General features: G+C 41.2%; 13 protein-coding genes and 1 pseudogene. 13 read left to right on the top strand and 1 reads right to left on the bottom strand.

Annotation, left to right across the window (positions count from 1 at the left end):
* Window positions 1–15 precede the first annotated feature (15 nt).
* The 5 genes from IGK77_RS14350 (at window position 16) to tkt (ending at window position 5,094) form a co-directional block, all read left to right on the top strand.
* Window positions 16–330, top strand: coding sequence for a PTS fructose transporter subunit IIB (locus IGK77_RS14350; RefSeq protein WP_010734014.1), 315 nt, complete (start codon window positions 16–18; stop codon window positions 328–330).
* Between the two features lie 25 nt (window positions 331–355).
* Complete coding sequence (locus IGK77_RS14345; protein WP_010734015.1) at window positions 356–1,456, top strand: PTS fructose transporter subunit IIC; 1,101 nt, start codon at window positions 356–358, stop codon at window positions 1,454–1,456.
* A gap of 31 nt (window positions 1,457–1,487) precedes the next feature.
* Window positions 1,488–2,141 carry a fructose-6-phosphate aldolase gene (fsa, locus tag IGK77_RS14340; RefSeq protein WP_074800904.1) on the top strand — a complete coding sequence of 218 codons (654 nt, stop codon included), beginning with the start codon at window positions 1,488–1,490 and terminating at the stop codon, window positions 2,139–2,141.
* On the top strand, window positions 2,142–2,831 hold the full coding sequence (gene alsE / locus IGK77_RS14335) for a D-allulose 6-phosphate 3-epimerase (RefSeq protein ID WP_074800902.1): 690 nt from the start codon (window positions 2,142–2,144) through the stop codon (window positions 2,829–2,831). It abuts the gene before it with no gap.
* 268 nt (window positions 2,832–3,099) lie between these two features.
* Complete coding sequence (tkt, locus tag IGK77_RS14330; RefSeq protein WP_438713228.1) at window positions 3,100–5,094, top strand: transketolase; 1,995 nt, start codon at window positions 3,100–3,102, stop codon at window positions 5,092–5,094.
* A 126-nt stretch (window positions 5,095–5,220) separates the two neighbouring features.
* Here the strand turns inward: tkt and IGK77_RS14325 are convergent, their stop codons facing one another.
* Window positions 5,221–6,372 (bottom strand): ROK family transcriptional regulator, encoded by a 1,152-nt coding sequence (locus IGK77_RS14325; protein ID WP_071866494.1) that lies wholly within the window; start codon window positions 6,370–6,372, stop codon window positions 5,221–5,223.
* A 258-nt stretch (window positions 6,373–6,630) separates the two neighbouring features.
* Between IGK77_RS14325 and xylA the strand changes: the two genes are divergently transcribed.
* The 8 genes and pseudogenes from xylA to IGK77_RS14285 all read left to right on the top strand — a co-directional run bounded on the left by xylA (window position 6,631) and on the right by IGK77_RS14285 (window position 17,271).
* Entirely contained in the window at window positions 6,631–7,938 is a 1,308-nt protein-coding gene (gene xylA, locus IGK77_RS14320; RefSeq protein WP_074801497.1) for a xylose isomerase, read from the top strand.
* Between the two features lie 103 nt (window positions 7,939–8,041).
* Complete coding sequence (locus tag IGK77_RS14315; protein WP_074801494.1) at window positions 8,042–9,658, top strand: glycoside hydrolase family 43 protein; 1,617 nt, start codon at window positions 8,042–8,044, stop codon at window positions 9,656–9,658.
* Window positions 9,659–9,698: 40 nt separating this feature from the next.
* On the top strand, window positions 9,699–11,210 hold the full coding sequence (locus IGK77_RS14310; RefSeq protein ID WP_071866497.1) for a sugar ABC transporter ATP-binding protein: 1,512 nt from the start codon (window positions 9,699–9,701) through the stop codon (window positions 11,208–11,210).
* A 41-nt stretch (window positions 11,211–11,251) separates the two neighbouring features.
* A complete protein-coding gene (locus tag IGK77_RS14305) occupies window positions 11,252–12,217 on the top strand; it encodes an ABC transporter permease (RefSeq protein ID WP_074801491.1) in 966 nt (321 codons plus the stop codon).
* Window positions 12,218–12,242: 25 nt separating this feature from the next.
* Window positions 12,243–13,292, top strand: a complete 1,050-nt coding sequence (locus IGK77_RS14300; protein WP_074801488.1) for a sugar ABC transporter substrate-binding protein — start codon at window positions 12,243–12,245, stop codon at window positions 13,290–13,292.
* A 92-nt stretch (window positions 13,293–13,384) separates the two neighbouring features.
* Window positions 13,385–14,869, top strand: a pseudogene (gene xylB / locus IGK77_RS14295) (xylulokinase).
* A gap of 44 nt (window positions 14,870–14,913) precedes the next feature.
* The gene (locus IGK77_RS14290; protein ID WP_256209303.1) at window positions 14,914–15,528 is read left to right on the top strand and encodes a ThuA domain-containing protein; all 615 of its coding nucleotides are present in this window, start codon (window positions 14,914–14,916) and stop codon (window positions 15,526–15,528) included.
* A 93-nt stretch (window positions 15,529–15,621) separates the two neighbouring features.
* Entirely contained in the window at window positions 15,622–17,271 is a 1,650-nt protein-coding gene (locus IGK77_RS14285) for a MutS-related protein (protein ID WP_074801479.1), read from the top strand.
* Window positions 17,272–17,583: the final 312 nt, after the last annotated feature.

The raw sequence follows: 17,583 nt of genomic DNA, 5'->3' as shown, positions 1-17,583 counted from the left end.
AGGAGGAAGAAAAAAATGAAAATCGTTGGAGTAGCAGCATGTACGGTGGGTATCGCTCATACGTACATTGCGCAAGAAAAGTTGGAGAATGCCGCAAAAAAGGCAGGGCATGAGATCCATGTAGAAACACAAGGAACGATCGGGATCGAAAATGAATTGACGGCAGAGCAAATCAGTCAAGCAGATGTCGTGATTTTAGCTGTAGATGTCAAAATCAGTGGTCGTGAACGTTTTGAAGGAAAACGAATCGTACAAGTACCGACAGAAGTTGCTGTAAAATCACCGAGTAAGTTGATTGAAAAAGTAGAAGAAGTAGTCGTACAACAATAATTACCAGAATGGGGGAGACAAAAAAATGGAGGCAATTAAAAAGTTAAATTTAAAAGGACATTTATTGACAGCGATTTCATATTTGATTCCAATCGTATGCGGTGCCGGATTCTTAATTGCAATCGGCATGGCATTTGGCGGAACAAGTCAAGGAACACTTGTACAAGGAGAGTTTTCGATTTGGGATGCATTAGCAACGATGGGTGGTGCTGGTTTAGGATTATTACCAGTTGTGATCGCTACTGGGATTTCTTATTCTATTGCAGCTAAACCAGGGATCGCACCAGGTTTCATTATTGGTTTAACAGCAAATGCAATTGGTGCTGGTTTTATCGGTGGGATTTTAGGTGGTTACTTAGCAGGGTATCTGGTTTTAGGTATTTTAAAACATGTCAAAGTACCAAAATGGGCAAAAGGATTGATGCCAACATTGATTATTCCATTTATTGCTTCAATTGTTGGTGGCTTGGTCATGGTGTATATCATTGGCGCGCCAATCGCAGCATTAACGCTATTATTAACGAATTTCTTAGATGGATTAGGCAATTCTTCCTTATTGATTTTTGGTGGTGTGATCGGCTTATTAAGTGGGATCGACTACGGTGGTCCAATCAACAAAACCGTATTTGCCTTTGTTTTGACGATGCAAGCGGAAGGGTTGAATGGCCCAATCACCGCATTGCAATTGGTGAATACAGCCACACCGATCGGTTTCGGGTTAGCTTATTTTATCGCCAAAATGTTCCGCAAGAATATCTATACAAAAGTGGAAGTAGAAACATTGAAATCAGCCGTACCAATGGGTGTCATCAATATCGTTGAAGGTGTGATTCCTTTAGTTATGAACGATATCGTACGTGGCGTAGTCGCAACAGCTATCGGTGGATTTGCTGGTGGTGCAACAACGATGATCTTAGGTGCGGATGCAACGGTTCCTTTCGGTGGTGTCTTGATGATCCCAACGATGTCTCGACCATGGGCAGGTGTGATCGCGATCTTAGTGAACGTCTTAGTTACAGCCGTCGTTTTAGCTGTGATCAAAAAGAACGTGCCGGAAGAAGAAATGGATTTAGTAGTAGAGAAAGAGGAAGAAGATATCAGTTTAGATGATATTCAGATTTTTTAAAATAAGTGCGTAAAAAAGAGGGGCAAAATCGATGAAATTTTTTCTAGATACAGCAGATGTAACAGCAATCAAAAAAATCAATGCGCTAGGTTTAGTCGATGGGGTGACAACTAATCCGACGATCATTGCCAAAGAAGGACGCGTGTTTGAAGAAGTCATCAAAGAAATCTGTTCGATCGTTGACGGTCCTGTCTCAGCAGAAGTGACTAGTTTGGAAGCAGACGGTATGGTCGCAGAAGCGAAAGAAATCGTCCAATGGGCGGAAAACATTGTGATCAAGATCCCTATGACAGAAGAAGGATTGAAAGCGACGAACGAATTATCTAAATTGGGGATCAAGACCAATGTCACATTGATTTTCTCTGTGGCACAAGGGTTGCTAGCAGCAAAAGCAGGTGCGACATTTATTTCACCATTTTTAGGACGATTAGATGATACCGGAACGAGCGGGATCGAGCTTGTCGCAAAACTACGTGAAGTACTTGATACTTACGGGTTTTCTACAGAAATTATTGCAGCAAGTGTTCGCAATTCGGAACATGTGGAAAAAGCAAGTTTAGTTGGTGCACATATTGCTACTGTACCGCCATCATTGTACCAGACGTTGTGGAGCCATCCGTTGACAGATAAAGGGATTGCTCAATTCATGGCGGACTGGGAAAGCTTTCAAGGAGGGAACAAATAAATGGGAAAAGTGGAATTTTCACCTTCATTGATGACGATGGACTTAGATAAGTTCAAAGAACAAATCGAATTTTTAAATGATCATGTCGATTCTTACCATATCGATATCATGGATGGTCATTATGTACCAAATATCACATTATCTCCATGGTTCATTGATGAGGTACGTAAAATCAGTAATCTACCAATGTCTGCGCACTTAATGGTCAAGGATCAAAGTTTTTGGGTGAATCAATTAATCGAGCAAAAGTGTGAATGGATCTGTATGCACGCCGAATTATTAGATGGTTTAGCCTTTCGTTTGATCGATCAAATCCATGATGCAGGGTTAAAAGCTGGCGTCGTTTTGAACCCAGAAACACCGATCGAAGCGATCTTCCCATACATCGAATTGGTCGATAAAATCACGATCATGACGATCGATCCAGGATTTGCTGGACAACGGTTTATTGAAAGTACACTGGATAAGATCGTTGCTTTACGCGAACTCCGCGAAGAAAAAGGGTATAATTATGTGATTGAAATGGACGGCTCTTCTAACCGTAAATCCTTCAAACGAATCGATGCAGCAGGACCAGATATTTATATCGTTGGTCGTAGTGGCTTGTTTGGTTTAGATGAAAAAATCGAAAAGTCATGGGAAATCATGAAAACCGATTATGAAGAAATGACTGGGAAAACGATCGGGTAAAAAGAGGTTGTGAAAGGAGCGTTCAGCACTAAGGCATAAGTCAGGAACATCGAAAATGGCTTTTTCATTTTTGATGTTTCTGACTTATGACCGAAGTGTTGCTCCTTGAACACCGTTTATCAGAGGTCGTGAGAAAGTCGGTCACCATCGAGTAATAAGACAGGAAAATCGAGAATGCCTCATTCATTTTTGATTCTTCTGTCTTATTTTCAAAGTGAAATTTAAAGAATGGACATTATTTTATAGGAATGAACAAGGAGGAATTATATTGTTTGATAAAGTAGATCAGCTTGGTGTGAATACGATCCGTACATTGAGTGTTGATGCAGTACAAAAAGCAAATTCAGGACATCCGGGGTTACCAATGGGTGCCGCGCCAATGGCTTATGCCCTTTGGACGAAACACTTGAAAGTGAATCCGAAAACTTCTAAAAACTGGGCAGACCGTGACCGTTTTGTCTTATCTGTGGGACATGGTTCAGCGATGTTGTACAGCTTGTTGCACTTAGCAGGGTACCAAGTGACGATTGATGACTTGAAACAATTCCGTCAATGGGATTCAAAAACACCGGGACACCCTGAGGTCAACCATACGGACGGCGTCGAAGCAACGACTGGTCCTCTCGGTCAGGGGATCGCGATGGCTGTGGGGATGGCAATGGCAGAAGCGCATCTAGCTGCGACCTATAACAAAGATCAATTCAACGTCGTTGATCATTATACCTATGCGTTATGTGGCGATGGCGACTTGATGGAAGGCGTGTCTCAAGAAGCAAGTTCGATGGCTGGTCATATGAAACTTGGTAAATTGATCGTTTTATACGATTCAAACGATATTTCTTTAGATGGACCAACCTCAAAAGCCTTCACTGAAAATGTTGGCGCACGGTATGAAGCTTACGGTTGGCAACATCTCTTGGTCAAAGACGGCAATGATTTAGAAGCCATCTCAAAAGCAATTGAAGAAGCGAAAGCCGAAACAGACAAACCGACATTGATCGAAGTGAAAACGGTCATCGGATTTGGTGCACCAAACCAAGGAACTTCTGCGGTCCACGGCGCACCACTTGGCTTAGAAGGCATTCAAAAAGCCAAAGAGATCTATGGTTGGGAATACCCTGACTTTACCGTACCAGAAGAAGTGGTGGAACGCTTCCGTCAAACGATGGTTGAAGAAGGTGAAAAAGCTGAAAATGCTTGGCGTGAGATGTTCGCAGCATACAAAGCAGCGTATCCAGAATTAGCGCAACAATTCGAAGATGCCTTTGCTGGGAAATTACCAGAGAATTGGGATGCAGAGCTTCCAACATACGATGAAGGCGAAAGCCAAGCCAGTCGTGTCTCAAGTAAAGAAGTCATCCAAGCATTATCAAAAGCGATCCCAAGTTTCTGGGGTGGTTCTGCCGATCTATCCGGATCAAACAATACGATGGTCACAGCAGACAAAGACTTCACGCCTGAACACTATGAAGGCCGCAACATTTGGTTTGGTGTTCGTGAGTTTGCGATGGCATCAGCGATGAACGGGATCCAATTGCATGGCGGTACCAGGATCTATGGGGGAACATTCTTTGTCTTTGTGGATTACTTGCGACCAGCTGTGCGTTTAGCAGCGATCCAAAACACGCCAGTCATTTATGTCTTGACCCATGACTCTGTAGCAGTTGGTGAAGATGGCCCGACGCATGAGCCAGTGGAACAATTGGCTTCGGTTAGAAGTATGCCAGGTGTCCATGTCTTACGTCCGGCGGACGGGAACGAAACTCGTGCGGCGTGGAAAGTTGCGATGGAATCTACAGATACACCAACGATCTTAGTCTTGAGTCGTCAAAATCTACCAGTTCTTCCAACAACGAAAGAAGTGGCGGATGATATGGTTAAAAAAGGTGCTTATGTCTTGTCTCCGGCTAAAGGGGAACAACCAGAAGGAATCTTGATAGCGACAGGTTCAGAAGTGGATCTAGCTGTTAAAGCGCAAAAAGTATTGGCGGAACAAGGAAAAGATGTCTCAGTGGTTTCTATGCCAAGTTTTGATTTGTTTGAACAACAATCCGCGGAATATCAAGAAAGCGTCTTGCCAAAAGCAGTGACGAAGCGTGTTTCTATCGAAATGGCTGCTTCATTTGGCTGGGAGCGCTATACAGGGACAGCAGGGGCAATCATTGCGATTGATCGTTTCGGCGCGAGCGCACCTGGGGAAACGATCATCCAAAATTATCAGTTTACAGTGGAACATGTTGTTGAAGTGTTTGATCAATTGTAGAAGGTATTTTTGTTCTTTTACTATTTAAAATTTCAAGTTAAAGATACGAGTACTTTATTTAGATAAAATCTGCCAAACTGGAATTCAATGATTTCCGGTTTGGCAGATTTTTTTATTGATTCATGATTATTTTAATTTCAGGTGTTTGATTTCTAAAAAGTGTTGGAGATTTAAGACCAATCCTCCTAGAAGTGTCGCTTTTTCGTTCAAGGAACTGTTGCGGACGACTAATTGATTCGAAAAATGATTGTGCAGATTCCCTTTTAATTGTTCGATCATATCAGGTATTTCGCGATAAAGTGAGCTATTCAAAATAATGATCGATGGGTCATAATGGGCGATCAAGTTGTTGATACCGATCGTCAAGTAGTTGATATTTTCCTCCACGACCTGTAATGCATCACGATCTTGGTTTTGAACATATTCTCGAAGGATGATGGCATTGACATAGTCCAACTTTTTTTTCTGAGCAAATCGATCGTAGCAGACTTTGTTGGCAGCGTACATTTCCAAACAACCTCGATTGCCACAGCGACATTCCTTACCGTCCATCACGATGATCTGATGACCGATTTCACCAGCAAAACCATGTGCACCAACCTCTAAATTCCCATTTTTGACGATTCCTGCACCAATGCCGCTGTGCATATTGATACTGACAAGATTTTCCGAATCTGAGGTAAAGCTATACTCACCTAAAGCTGCAAGATTTGCTTCATTTTCTAAATAGACAGGATAGTTTCTCAGTTTTTCAGCTATTTTACGAAAAGGAATGTGATCGAAATTGTAATGAGGGCCAAAAATTGGCTCACCTTGGTAGACAGGGCCATGCACGGCAATTGCTACCCCAATAATCCCATATTCTGTCGTCGGAAGATGTTGTTCAAATAACGTGAAGATTTCTGAAAGATATAGATGGATGGCTTCCTCATCTAATGTGATTGGCTTTTTTTGGATATGTTGGATCTCTTCCCCATCTAGATAAGTAAGAAGACCATGGATGTAATTATAGCCGATGTCAATGGAAATAGAGAGCCCAGCTTTTCCGTTATATTGAAGAATGATCGGTTTACGTCCACCGACATTACTAGATTCTCCAATGCCGGTCTCGATGACTAGTTGATCATCGATCAATTTTTTCACAATGGAGGACACAGTTGCTTTGGTTAGTCCAGTTATGGCTGAAAGCTCTGCACGAGAAAGAGCTGGTTGATTCATAATCAATTCTAAACAGAGAGACTCATTTGGGCTCCGTCGAGTATACGTTGGATTTTTCAAAGTAAATCACTTCCTATTCATTATGTAATGAGGATACGTTCTAAAGTATACTGGTAATCTCATTATTTTTCTAGTTATTTATCTATAGCTATTTCGTTTTGTAAAGTAAATAAATTAACTTCATTCGAATATAAATGCTTTGATAATAATAAAAAAATAACTTGACTATAATTATGAAAGCGTATACTATATGCTTGTTAAGTTAGTTTGTTAGATGAACTAACTAATAAAGAATGAATAAATTAGGAGGAATATGATATGAGCTATTTTCCACAAATAGAAAAAATCCAATATGAAGGAACAACGACAACCAATCCCTTTGCTTTTCGCCATTTCAATCCAGAAGAGGTAGTTGCCGGTCAAACGATGAAGGAGCATTTACGATTTGCTGTTGCTTACTGGCATACCATGACACAAGATGGCAGTGATCCATTCGGCTCACCAGTCAATCAAAGAACGTGGATAGGTGCGACTGAAATGGAAACCGCAAAAAATCGAGTAGCGGCCTTTTTTGAGATTTTAGAAAAATTAGGTGTCGAATATTTTTGTTTCCATGATGTCGATATCGCGCCTGAAGGGAATAGTTTAGAAGAATTCTATGCAAACTTAGATGAAATCACAGATTTGATCAAGGAACAGATGGAGCGTACGGGAATCAAACTACTTTGGAATACTGCAAATATGTTCAGCCACCCACGCTACGTGAATGGGGCAGCTTCAACGAATCATGCGGATGTCTTTGCCTATGCTGCTGCTCAAGTCAAAAAAGGCTTAGACATATCAAAAAAACTCAACGGTCAAAATTATGTATTCTGGGGTGGTCGTGAAGGGTATGAAACGTTGTTGAATACGGATATGGCGTTTGAACAAGATAATATTGCACGTTTGTTCAAAATGGCGATCGCGTATAGTGAAAAAATCGGTCATACGCCACAATTCTTGATTGAACCAAAACCAATGGAGCCAAGTAAACATCAATATGATTTTGATGCCGCAACGGCTTTACAATTTATTCAAAAATATGGTTTACAAGAGAAATTCAAACTGAATCTAGAGGCCAATCATGCTACGTTAGCTGGGCATACGTTTGAACATGAGATCGAAGTAGCACGGATCAACAACGCGTTAGGTTCCCTAGATGCGAATCAAGGAGATGTGTTGCTTGGTTGGGATACTGATGAGTTCCCAACGAACGTCTATGATGTCACATTGGCCATGTATGGTGTCTTAGAAAATGGCGGTATCGCACCAGGAGGAATCAATTTTGATTCGAAAGTCCGTCGTTCCAGTTTTGCCATGGAAGATCTATTCTTAGCACATATCGCAGGGATGGATACCTTTGCTAGAGGGCTGAAGGCAGCAGCGAAATTAAAAGAGGATCGCTTCTTCGATACCTTAAAAGAGAAACGCTATGCTACGTTCCAAGAAGGCATTGGGGAATCCATTGTCAACGACAAGGAAGATTTGGAAAGTTTGACTGACTATGCATTGAAGTTGAAAGATATCGAGCTGGAATCAAGCCATATCGAATATGTCAAATCTTGTTTGAATGATTATTTAGTTTAATCCAACTTATGGAGAGTCTCATTCAGTTAGCTAAGGATAGATGTCACTGACTCCTTTGGATGGTTGAAAGGGATTCTCCTAAAAAAATAGAGTGAGGTGTACGATGAAAATTAAAAATCCAGTATTAACAGGTTTTCATGCTGATCCGTCTATTGTGCGTGTGGGAGAAACATATTACATTGCCAACTCAACGTTTGAATGGTTTCCAGGCGTTCAGATCTATGAGTCGCAGGACTTGATGAATTGGCGTTTAGTGGCACATCCATTGGCTTCTGTCGAGATGTTAGATATGAAGGGCAATGAAGATTCAGGAGGGATTTGGGCGCCCGATCTCTCTTATGCGGATGGGAAATTTTGGTTAGTTTATACCGATGTCAAAGTGGTCAATGGAGCGTTCAAAGATTGTACAAATTATTTGACTACCGCAGAAGAGATCACTGGTCCATGGAGTCAACCGATCCGGTTGAACGGTGTCGGCTTCGATGCTTCTCTTTTCCATGATGACGATGGCCGCAAATACCTAGTTCAAATGGAATGGGATCATCGCGAATACCATCATCCATTTAATGGGATCAAATGCACCGAATATTCAGTAGAAGAGCAACGTCTACTGCCGGAAACAGGTAAGATCATTTGGAAAGGTACTGACGTGAAATTAGTGGAAGGCCCACATCTGTATAAGTTATTTGGTTATTATTATTTGTTTTGTGCAGAAGGTGGTACCGTCTATACGCACCAAGAAGTAGTGGCACGGTCAAAAACTTTAGAAGAAGCTTTTGAAAGCCAAGCAGAGACCTTTTTAACTGCCTATGACTCTCCAGAAAATCCACTGCAAAAATGCGGGCATGGTGCATTAGTCGATACACCAGAAGGCGAATGGTATTTTGCCCATTTGACTGGTCGACCGTGGCATCACAAAAATGAATCCATCCATGATCCTCGTGGCTGGTGTACATTAGGCAGAGAAACAGCGATCCAAAAAGTGACATGGTCTAAAGAATTGTGGCCAGAAATTGTTGGTGGAAAACAAGGGAGCATGGAGGTGGAAGCACCTAAAGGAGTGACACCTCACCCTTATGAAAAACTGCCAGAAAGGACTAACTTCGAACAAAGCGAACTGCCACCACAATTTCAAACAGTACGTGTTCCTTTTACGAAGGACATCGGCATCTTGAAAGATGGAAAGCTGACATTACGAGGTGCCGGAAGTTTAGCCAATACACATGGAAACTCCCTAGTTGCTAGACGTTGGCAAGCATTTGAGTTTGAAGCAGAAACTGCATTGAGCTATTCGCCAACGACCTTCCAGCAAATGGCAGGGCTGACGAATTATTACAATTCGCAACATTGGTCAATGATCCAAGTGACTTGGCATGAAGAAAAAGGTCGTGTCATTGAACTCACTGAGAATAATCAAGGCGTATTCAAAAGTTATTTGCAGGAACAGGTCATTCCAATTCCAGAGGATGTAACAGTTGTTTATTTCAAAACGATCGTCAGAAGAGAAACTTACACATATGCTTATTCGTTTGACGGAAAAACATGGATCGAATTAGCGATCCAGTTAGACGCAAAAGTACTATCCGATGAATATGTCAACCAAACCCATGGTGGATTTTTTACGGGTGCGTTTGTGGGAATGGTCAACATCGATTACTCAGGATATGATTTGCCAGCTGTTTTTGATTATTTTGATTATCGGGAAAAGCAAAGTGAATAGGACAGTGTGGTCGCTTCAGGAGTAAGAGGGGAGATCTTTCATGGAAAAAGAACGTTTATTTTCAATGTCTAATATTGAAAAAAGTTTTGGCCCTGTCCACGTCTTGAAAAAAGCAAGACTTGAGATAAATAAAGGCGAGATCCATGCTTTTATGGGAGAAAACGGAGCCGGTAAGTCTACTTTAATGAACATTCTTGCGGGATTGATTGATAAGGACGAAGGAGAAATCATATTTGAAGGGAAAGAAATCCCTAAAATGACTCCTGACTTCGCACAAGAATTAGGGATTGCCTTTGTTCATCAAGAATTGAATCTAGCAGAAGATTTGTCTGTGGCAGAAAATATTTTTATTGGTCGTTTGCCCTATAAGAATAAGGCGCTAGGAATTGTTGACTTCAAAAAATTATATGAAGACACGCAACAATGGCTGAATCTAGTGGGATCTGCGATTTCTCCTACTACACTGGTTGCTTCGCTGTCTACTGCCAATAAACAATTAGTTGAAATTGCCAGAGCGCTTAGTTTGAATGCCAAAGTGATCATTTTTGATGAGCCGACGACTTCTTTGTCTGAAAAAGATGTCGAAGTTTTGTTTATTATCATTCGCAGATTGAAGGAAAAAGGTGTATCAAGTATTTACATCTCTCATCGGATGAAAGAGATCTTTGAATTAGGTGAACGAATCACGATCATGCGCGACGGGGAATATATCTTGACCGATGAAGTGAAAAACTTGTCTGAAGAAGCGATCATCGCTCGCTTAGTTGGGCGAGAAATCAACGATCTGTATCCGAAACAACCTACCCAATTAGGAGAAACTTACTTACAAGTTTTGAATCTTTCTGATTCTTTTGGGCGGGTGAAAAATGTTAGCTTCCAGGCAAGACGAGGGGAAGTATTGGGCTTTGCGGGGTTAGTAGGAAGTGGTCGAACCGAAACGATGCGATTGATTTTCGGTGCAGATCGAGCAAAATCTGGTGAAATCAAATTGGCGAACCAGCCGGTAGTGATCAAGTCACCGGTGGATGCGATTCGTCAAGGAATTGGACTACTAACGGAAGACCGTAAACATCAAGGCTTGTTTCTTGGTCTCTCGATCCAAGACAATATCACGATAACGAACCTAGGTGGATTTGTATTAAAACATGAATCACTTAATCAAACGGCTCATCAGTTTGTACAAGACGTGAAGATCAAGATCAGCGATATTGCGCGTCCAGTTGCCAGTCTCTCTGGTGGGAATCAGCAAAAAGTCGTTTTAGCAAAATGGTTGAATACAACAAATCAAGTATATATTTTTGATGAACCGACAAAAGGTATTGATGTGGGGGCAAAATCAGAAATCTATACGATCATCAATGAGTTGGCACGCCAAGGGAAAACGATTTTGATCGTCTCTTCGGAAATCCCTGAATTATTAGGGATCTGCGATCGAATCCATGTTTTTCGGGAAGGTGAGATTACAGGAGAAGTCGTCGTCGCTGAGTATCAGGGCAGAAAAGATGAGGCGCAAGAATTGATTATGACCTATGCTACGCTTAATGAGCATTAACGATTCTTCAGTTAGAGGATATGTAAACAAAGGAGAGAACGATGGAAAAACGAAACAAGTTAACGATCAAGTCACTTTTTATGAACTACTCTGTTTATTTAGTGTTAATTGCTTTAGTCCTATATTTTTCAATTGCAAATGCGAATTTTTTAAGCACATTCAATATTGAAAATTTCTTCCAACAAATTCCACCGGTAGGCATTTTAACTGTTGCTTATGCGATGATTTTGATTTGTGGCTATGTGGATCTATCAATTGGTTATGTCGGAATGGCGTCAGGAATGCTCGGTTTATATGCGGCAAATCAAGGAATACCTGCGCCAATCGTTGTGCTTCTGGCATTATTGACAGGGGCAATGTTAGGCGCGGTGAACGCTTTGTTGATCAAGAAATTTGATTTGCCTTCATTTATTTTGACGTTAGGAACAAGTTATGTCATCAAAGGGATGCTCGGCTTTTTCACGGACGAACAATTTATCGGTTCCGAAAACGAGTGGTTCAATCGGTTAGCGAAAACGCCGATCGGCACGGATATGTTCAAAAGCAATGCCTTGATTTTTTTAATTATCATTATTGTATTTGCTTTTATAATGAAAAATACGCGTCTAGGAAGATATACCTATGTGGTAGGGTCAAATCAAGAAGCAGCCAGATTATCCGGTATCGATACGGATAAACATATCATCAAGATGTTTATGATTGAAGGAATGTTAGCAGCCATTGCTGGTTTGTTAATTGTTTCAAATTTAAATGGTGGCGCTTCCAAAGATGCGAATGGCTTAGACTTGTTCGCAATGGCGGCAGCTATCATGGGTGGTACATCATTTAGCGGTGGCATCGGCACGATTGGTGGAGCGGTAGCAGGTATCTTAACCTTACAAGTATTTAAAAATGGCTTGACATTGATGGGGGTAAATTCATTTTTACAAGATACAGTGACCGGTCTAGTCATTATTTTAGCAATCATCATTGATTATTTGAAACGTCGAGCAAGTCGCCAGTCATAATTACAACCTAAGGAGTGAAAAGACCATGTTAAAAAAATCATTTTGGGTCATCAGTATGTTCGTTGCGTTATTATTAGTTGGTACAGGATGTAGTACGAGTGATTCTGCGGATGCAGATAGTGAAAAGACCTTGTATTTCATTCCAATCGTAGACACCGGAGCTTATTGGAACCCCATGAAAAAAGGAGCAGAAGATGCGGCACAAGAATTGGGCTATACATTGGTCACGAAAACATCTCCTTCTGCTGAACCAAGTAAGAAAGAGAAACATATCGGCTTTATCAGAGAAGCAGTTGCCAAAAACGTAGCAGGAATCGCCATTGCACCGATTGAGAAAAAAGCGTTTGTTGATCCAATCAAAGCAGCCATGGATAAAAATATTCCAGTCATCACCTTTGATGCCGATTTAGAAAATCCAGAAGATCGAACAGCTTACGTCGGTACGGACAATGTCTCAGCTGGAAAAGAATTAGGGTTACGTGCTGCTGAAGAAATGAAGGCAAAAGGCATTACCGGCGGTTCGATCGCAATCGTTTGTGTGGACGTCGCACAACCAACTATGATCGATCGTGAAAAAGGACTGAAAGAAGGTTTTGCAGAGATCTATGGAAAAGATGCTGAGAACTTTAAGTTTTTAGCGACGATTCAAGACAATGATCAACCATCAGAATCTAAAAAACAATTAGAAGGCTACATTGCGGCGAATAGAGACTTAGTCACTGTCTTTTCATTAGGTTCAGAAGGGCCGAATGTTGGTGTGATGAGTGCGTTAGAATCTCAAGGAAAAGCAGGACAAGTGCTTCATTATGGATTTGATTATACGGACACTTGGTTAAGCGGAGTAGCGGACGAACGAATCACAGCGATTGTTGACCAAGATGCGTACCAAATCGGTTATCAAGTGATCGAGAATTTAGTGAAAGCAATCGACGGTGAAACAATTGACGCAACGATTCCGATCGATGTCAACTATGTGTTAGCGGAAGAGTTAGAAGATTATGGAAAAGAAAAAAGTAAAGTGAAAACAGACTCAGTAGAAGATTCTTCGGTAGAAAGTACAGAAGAAACAGAATAAAAAGCGTATGTAATCAGTGGAAAGGAACAGGCGGTGTCTTGATGGAACGGACTGTTTCTTTCGCTTGTTTTTGTCGGAAAGGGGAACGATTCATGTATGTATTAGGTTTAGATCTAGGAACAAGTGCCTTGAAGGGCCTAGTGTTTGATCGAAAAGGAAAGTTAGTGGCAGAAGCAGTTGCTTCTTACCCTATGAGCAATCCGCAGATGGGGTATAGCGAGCAACAACCGGCGGATTGGCTCAAAGCAGCAGATCAAATATTGAAAGAATTATTAGAGGAAGTGACTGATCTTAAAGAGGAATTGGCAGGCATCAGTTTTTCTGGACAGATGCACAGCTTAGTTCTTTTGGATGAAGCAGATCAAGTTGTAAGACCAGCTATTTTATGGAATGATGTTCGTACGACAGCACAATGTCAACGAATCACTGAAATAATGGGGGATAAGTTGTTACAGCACACGAAAAACAAAGCCTTAGAAGGATTTACACTACCGAAAATCTTATGGGTTCAAGAACACGAACCAGCGAGTTGGGAAAAGGTTAAACACATACAATTACCGAAAGATTATTTGCGTTTCTGGTTGACCGGTTCGTATCATATGGACGATTCAGATGCGGCTGGAACGCTACTGCTGAATCAAGAAACGAAGCAGTGGGACGAAGAAATCTTAGAAGTATTTGGGATCGACCCAGCCATCTTACCTTCTTTAGTGGCTTCTACTGAAGTGGTGGGGACATTGAGAGAGGAATGAAAAGAAAGATACGGCTTTACCAAGCCAGTCAAAGTAATCGCAGGCGGTGCCGACAATGCCTGTGGCGCTGTTGGCGCTGGTATTTTAGAAGAAGGTCTGGGACTATGTTCCATCGGTACAAGCGGAGTATTCCTACGATACGAAAAGAATGTGGACAGAGACTATCAAGGAAAGCTTCATCTCTTCCAACATGCCTCAGGCGCCGCGTATTCCATGGGTGTGACCTTAGCAGCTGGCGACAGCTTGAGTTGGTTCAAACAGCGCTTTGCTCCTGATCGTTCATTCAGCGAGTTGCTATCAGAAATCGGAAGCGTTGATGCAGGCAGTAATGGCTTATTGTTCACTCCTTATATCGTAGGGGAACGGACGCCTTACAGTGATAGCCAAATCAGAGGAAGCTTTATTGGGATAGATACGCAACACGAGTTGAAACATTTTACCCGTAGCGTGCTAGAAGGGATCACCTTCTCTCTAAAGGACTCCCAAGAGATCATGGAAGAGATGACACAACAAAAAATCGAAACAATCGTATCAGTCGGTGGCGGCGCAAAAAATCAGACGTGGCTCCAAATGCAAGCGGACATTTTCAATCGACCAATCGTTACTTTAACCACCAAACAAGGACCTGGGCTTGGTGCCGCTATGTTAGCAGCAGTAGGCTGTGGCTGGTTTACTGATTTGAACGAATGTGCAAGTGTTTTTGTTTCCTACCAATCCCCTGTGCAACCGAACCCGCAGCAAGTGGAAGTTTACCAAAAGGTGTATGCGCGTTATCGTAAAGTATACGAATGTACAAAGGAAATTTGTCACATGTATGAAAAATAATAAACGAGTACCTAAGTGAAAGGAGTGTGTTCCTAGTGAAAAAAATGATCACGTTGTTAGGCGATTCTTACCATCCGCATGATCCGTTAGCCAACTATTTTCAGGGGATCTCTAAGCACTTCCCACAAGAACTAAAGATGACTGATCGGACGATCGAGCAACTAACCAAAGCATTACATGAGCAACCTGATTTATTCCTCCTTTCAAAGGAAAATCGGTTAGCACCCGAAACAAATGACGCTTTTTGGTTAAATGAAACATATGATCAGTTGATCACCGAGTATGTAGCGAGTGGCGGAAGCCTGATTGCCTATCATTCAGGACTTTCTAGCTACCCGATCCACTCTGCTTTTAGTGAGATGTTGCGGGGGCGCTTCCTTCATCATCCCAAACCTACAGAAGTAACCTATCGAGAACCAAACGGTAAGTCTTACAAAATATGGGACGAACACTATTTCACTGAAGTAGCTATAGGAGAAACGGAAGTTCTGATGCACAGCTATTCTCACTATGGTGAATCAATCGCCGCTTGGCGACATCTGTATGGCAAAGGTAAAGTTTTTTGTATGACTCCTGCACATTTTTCAGAAGGATTGCAACATGAAGGAAATCAAAAGGTACTTTTCGATGGAATCAGTTGGTGTCTAGAATCAACATGAATACGGCGAAAAAGAAGGATAGTTTTTTTATAACTCCATTTATGTTTCCAATCAGTGCTATACTTAAAGTATTCAATAGATTGGAGAAAATTTATGAGTCAAACAGAATTTATCATGCTCCTGATCGTCGGCATCATTGGAATCTTAATTGTCTTAGAAATCAATTCGCGAAAGAAATTAAGAGCAGATGTCCGTTACAAATGGGGGAAGCTTCCCTATCAAGTACGATTTGATAAGGAAGAGAGCTTAAAAGAAGCTTGGCAGACAGAAAAAAAGTTTCGTACGTGGGACAGTGAAGTCGATGACTTGACTTGGTATGACCTAGATATGTTTGAAGTATTCGAAACGGTCAATCATACGTATTCAAGTGTGGGTTCAGAAGCGCTTTATCAGCGACTGCGTAATTTTGATTTTGGACAAGATCAGCGTCTAGAAAAGTTGATTACTTTCTACCAAGAAAATCCTAAGTTGAGAGAAGAAATCCAATATCAATTTGCACGAGTTGGAAAAAAAGACCGGAATTTTGCCAAACAATACTTAGCAGATGGCAAAAGCAAAAGAATTGGTCATATTGGGCTATTTGCCTTTTTAGGCATGTTACCACTCATTGGTTTAGGCTTGTTTTTACTTGGACAAGTGATCGGCATTTATATCGCGATCATTAGTGTGTTATTCAATACGGTTTATTACTTGATAAAAAAGCAAACGCTCGAAACAGAACTTAATAGTATGGGCTATCTTGTTTCTACGATTTCTGCGGCGAAAAAAATTGCCACGTTTGCCACACCGTTACAAGCAGAGTTACAAAAAAATGTTCAGCCTTTAAAAGAAATCCCTAAGTTCGGTTTTTCATTTCGAGTGAAAAATGGCTCAGAAGCGGAGTTGTTTTTTGACTACTTGAATATGATGTTCATGTTGCCATTTATTTCGTATCATTTTGTCATTAGTCGATTGGAAAAGAAAACGGAACAAGCGATTCAATTATGGCAATTACTAGGAGAGTTAGAAGTAGCTGCGGCAGTGTTGAATTATCGCACTTACATGCCCTATTCTTGTCAACCAGTCTTTGCAGAAGGCGGGATCATGGCAGAGGATACGTATCATCCTCTGATTGCAGAGGCAGTCGTCAATCCAATCGATTGGCAACAGAACACATTGGTCACTGGCTCGAATGCTTCAGGAAAATCGACGTACGTCAAAAGTATTGCCATCAACTGTATCTTAGCGCAAACGATCCAAACTACTTTAGCCGAATCTTTCACGATCCAACCCGGTCATGTCTTGACCTCGATGGCGATCGAAGATAATTTATTTGAAGGCGATAGTTACTTTGTTTCAGAAATCAAATCGATCAAGCGCTTATTACAGCAAGTGGAAACCAAAGAACGTTGCTATTGCTTTGTCGATGAGATCTTGAAAGGGACAAACACCATTGAACGGATCGCGTCTTCGGCAGCTATCGTGAATTGGTTGAGCGACTACCCTTCTTTAGCCTTTGTCGCAACACACGATATCGAACTGACTGAGATCTTGAAAAAAGATTGTGCCAATGTCCATTTTGAAGAGCAAGTAACTCCTGAAAAAGGAATCAGCTTTGACTTTAAATTAAAACAAGGGCCTGCAAAGACAAGAAATGCCATCGCCTTGTTAGATGTGTTGAAGTATCCTACAGCAATCGTGAAAGAGGCTCAAGCAGAAGCTGCCTTTTTTGATCAACATCGTCAATGGCGGGTAGTGGAGTAAGAAATAAGCCCAAACTGAAAGTATTTAGTTAAAAACCATCATTGATAGTGAAAACCACAGAGACGACAGAATTATTTTCTGGAAGGACTTGTGGTTTTTTCATTTTCATCTTATTGCATGGAGCTTAACGGCTTTCTCACAACCTAGATAAACGGTGTTCGAAAGCCAACTCCTTCAATAGTAAGTCAAAAATTGAAAAAATATGAGAAACTATTTTCTCAATTTCCGCCTTACTATTCGGAGCTTAACGGCTTTCTCACAACCTCTTTACATGCTAAAATAGTAAATCAGACAAAATAAGGAGAGTTAGTA

The sequence above is a fragment of the Enterococcus sp. DIV0806c genome (assembly GCF_051710905.1).
In the GTDB taxonomy this organism is placed as follows: Bacteria; Bacillota; Bacilli; order Lactobacillales; family Enterococcaceae; genus Enterococcus_B; species Enterococcus_B mundtii.
Note: the sequence above shows the minus strand (reverse complement) of the source record. Positions and strands in the feature narration are given on the sequence as shown.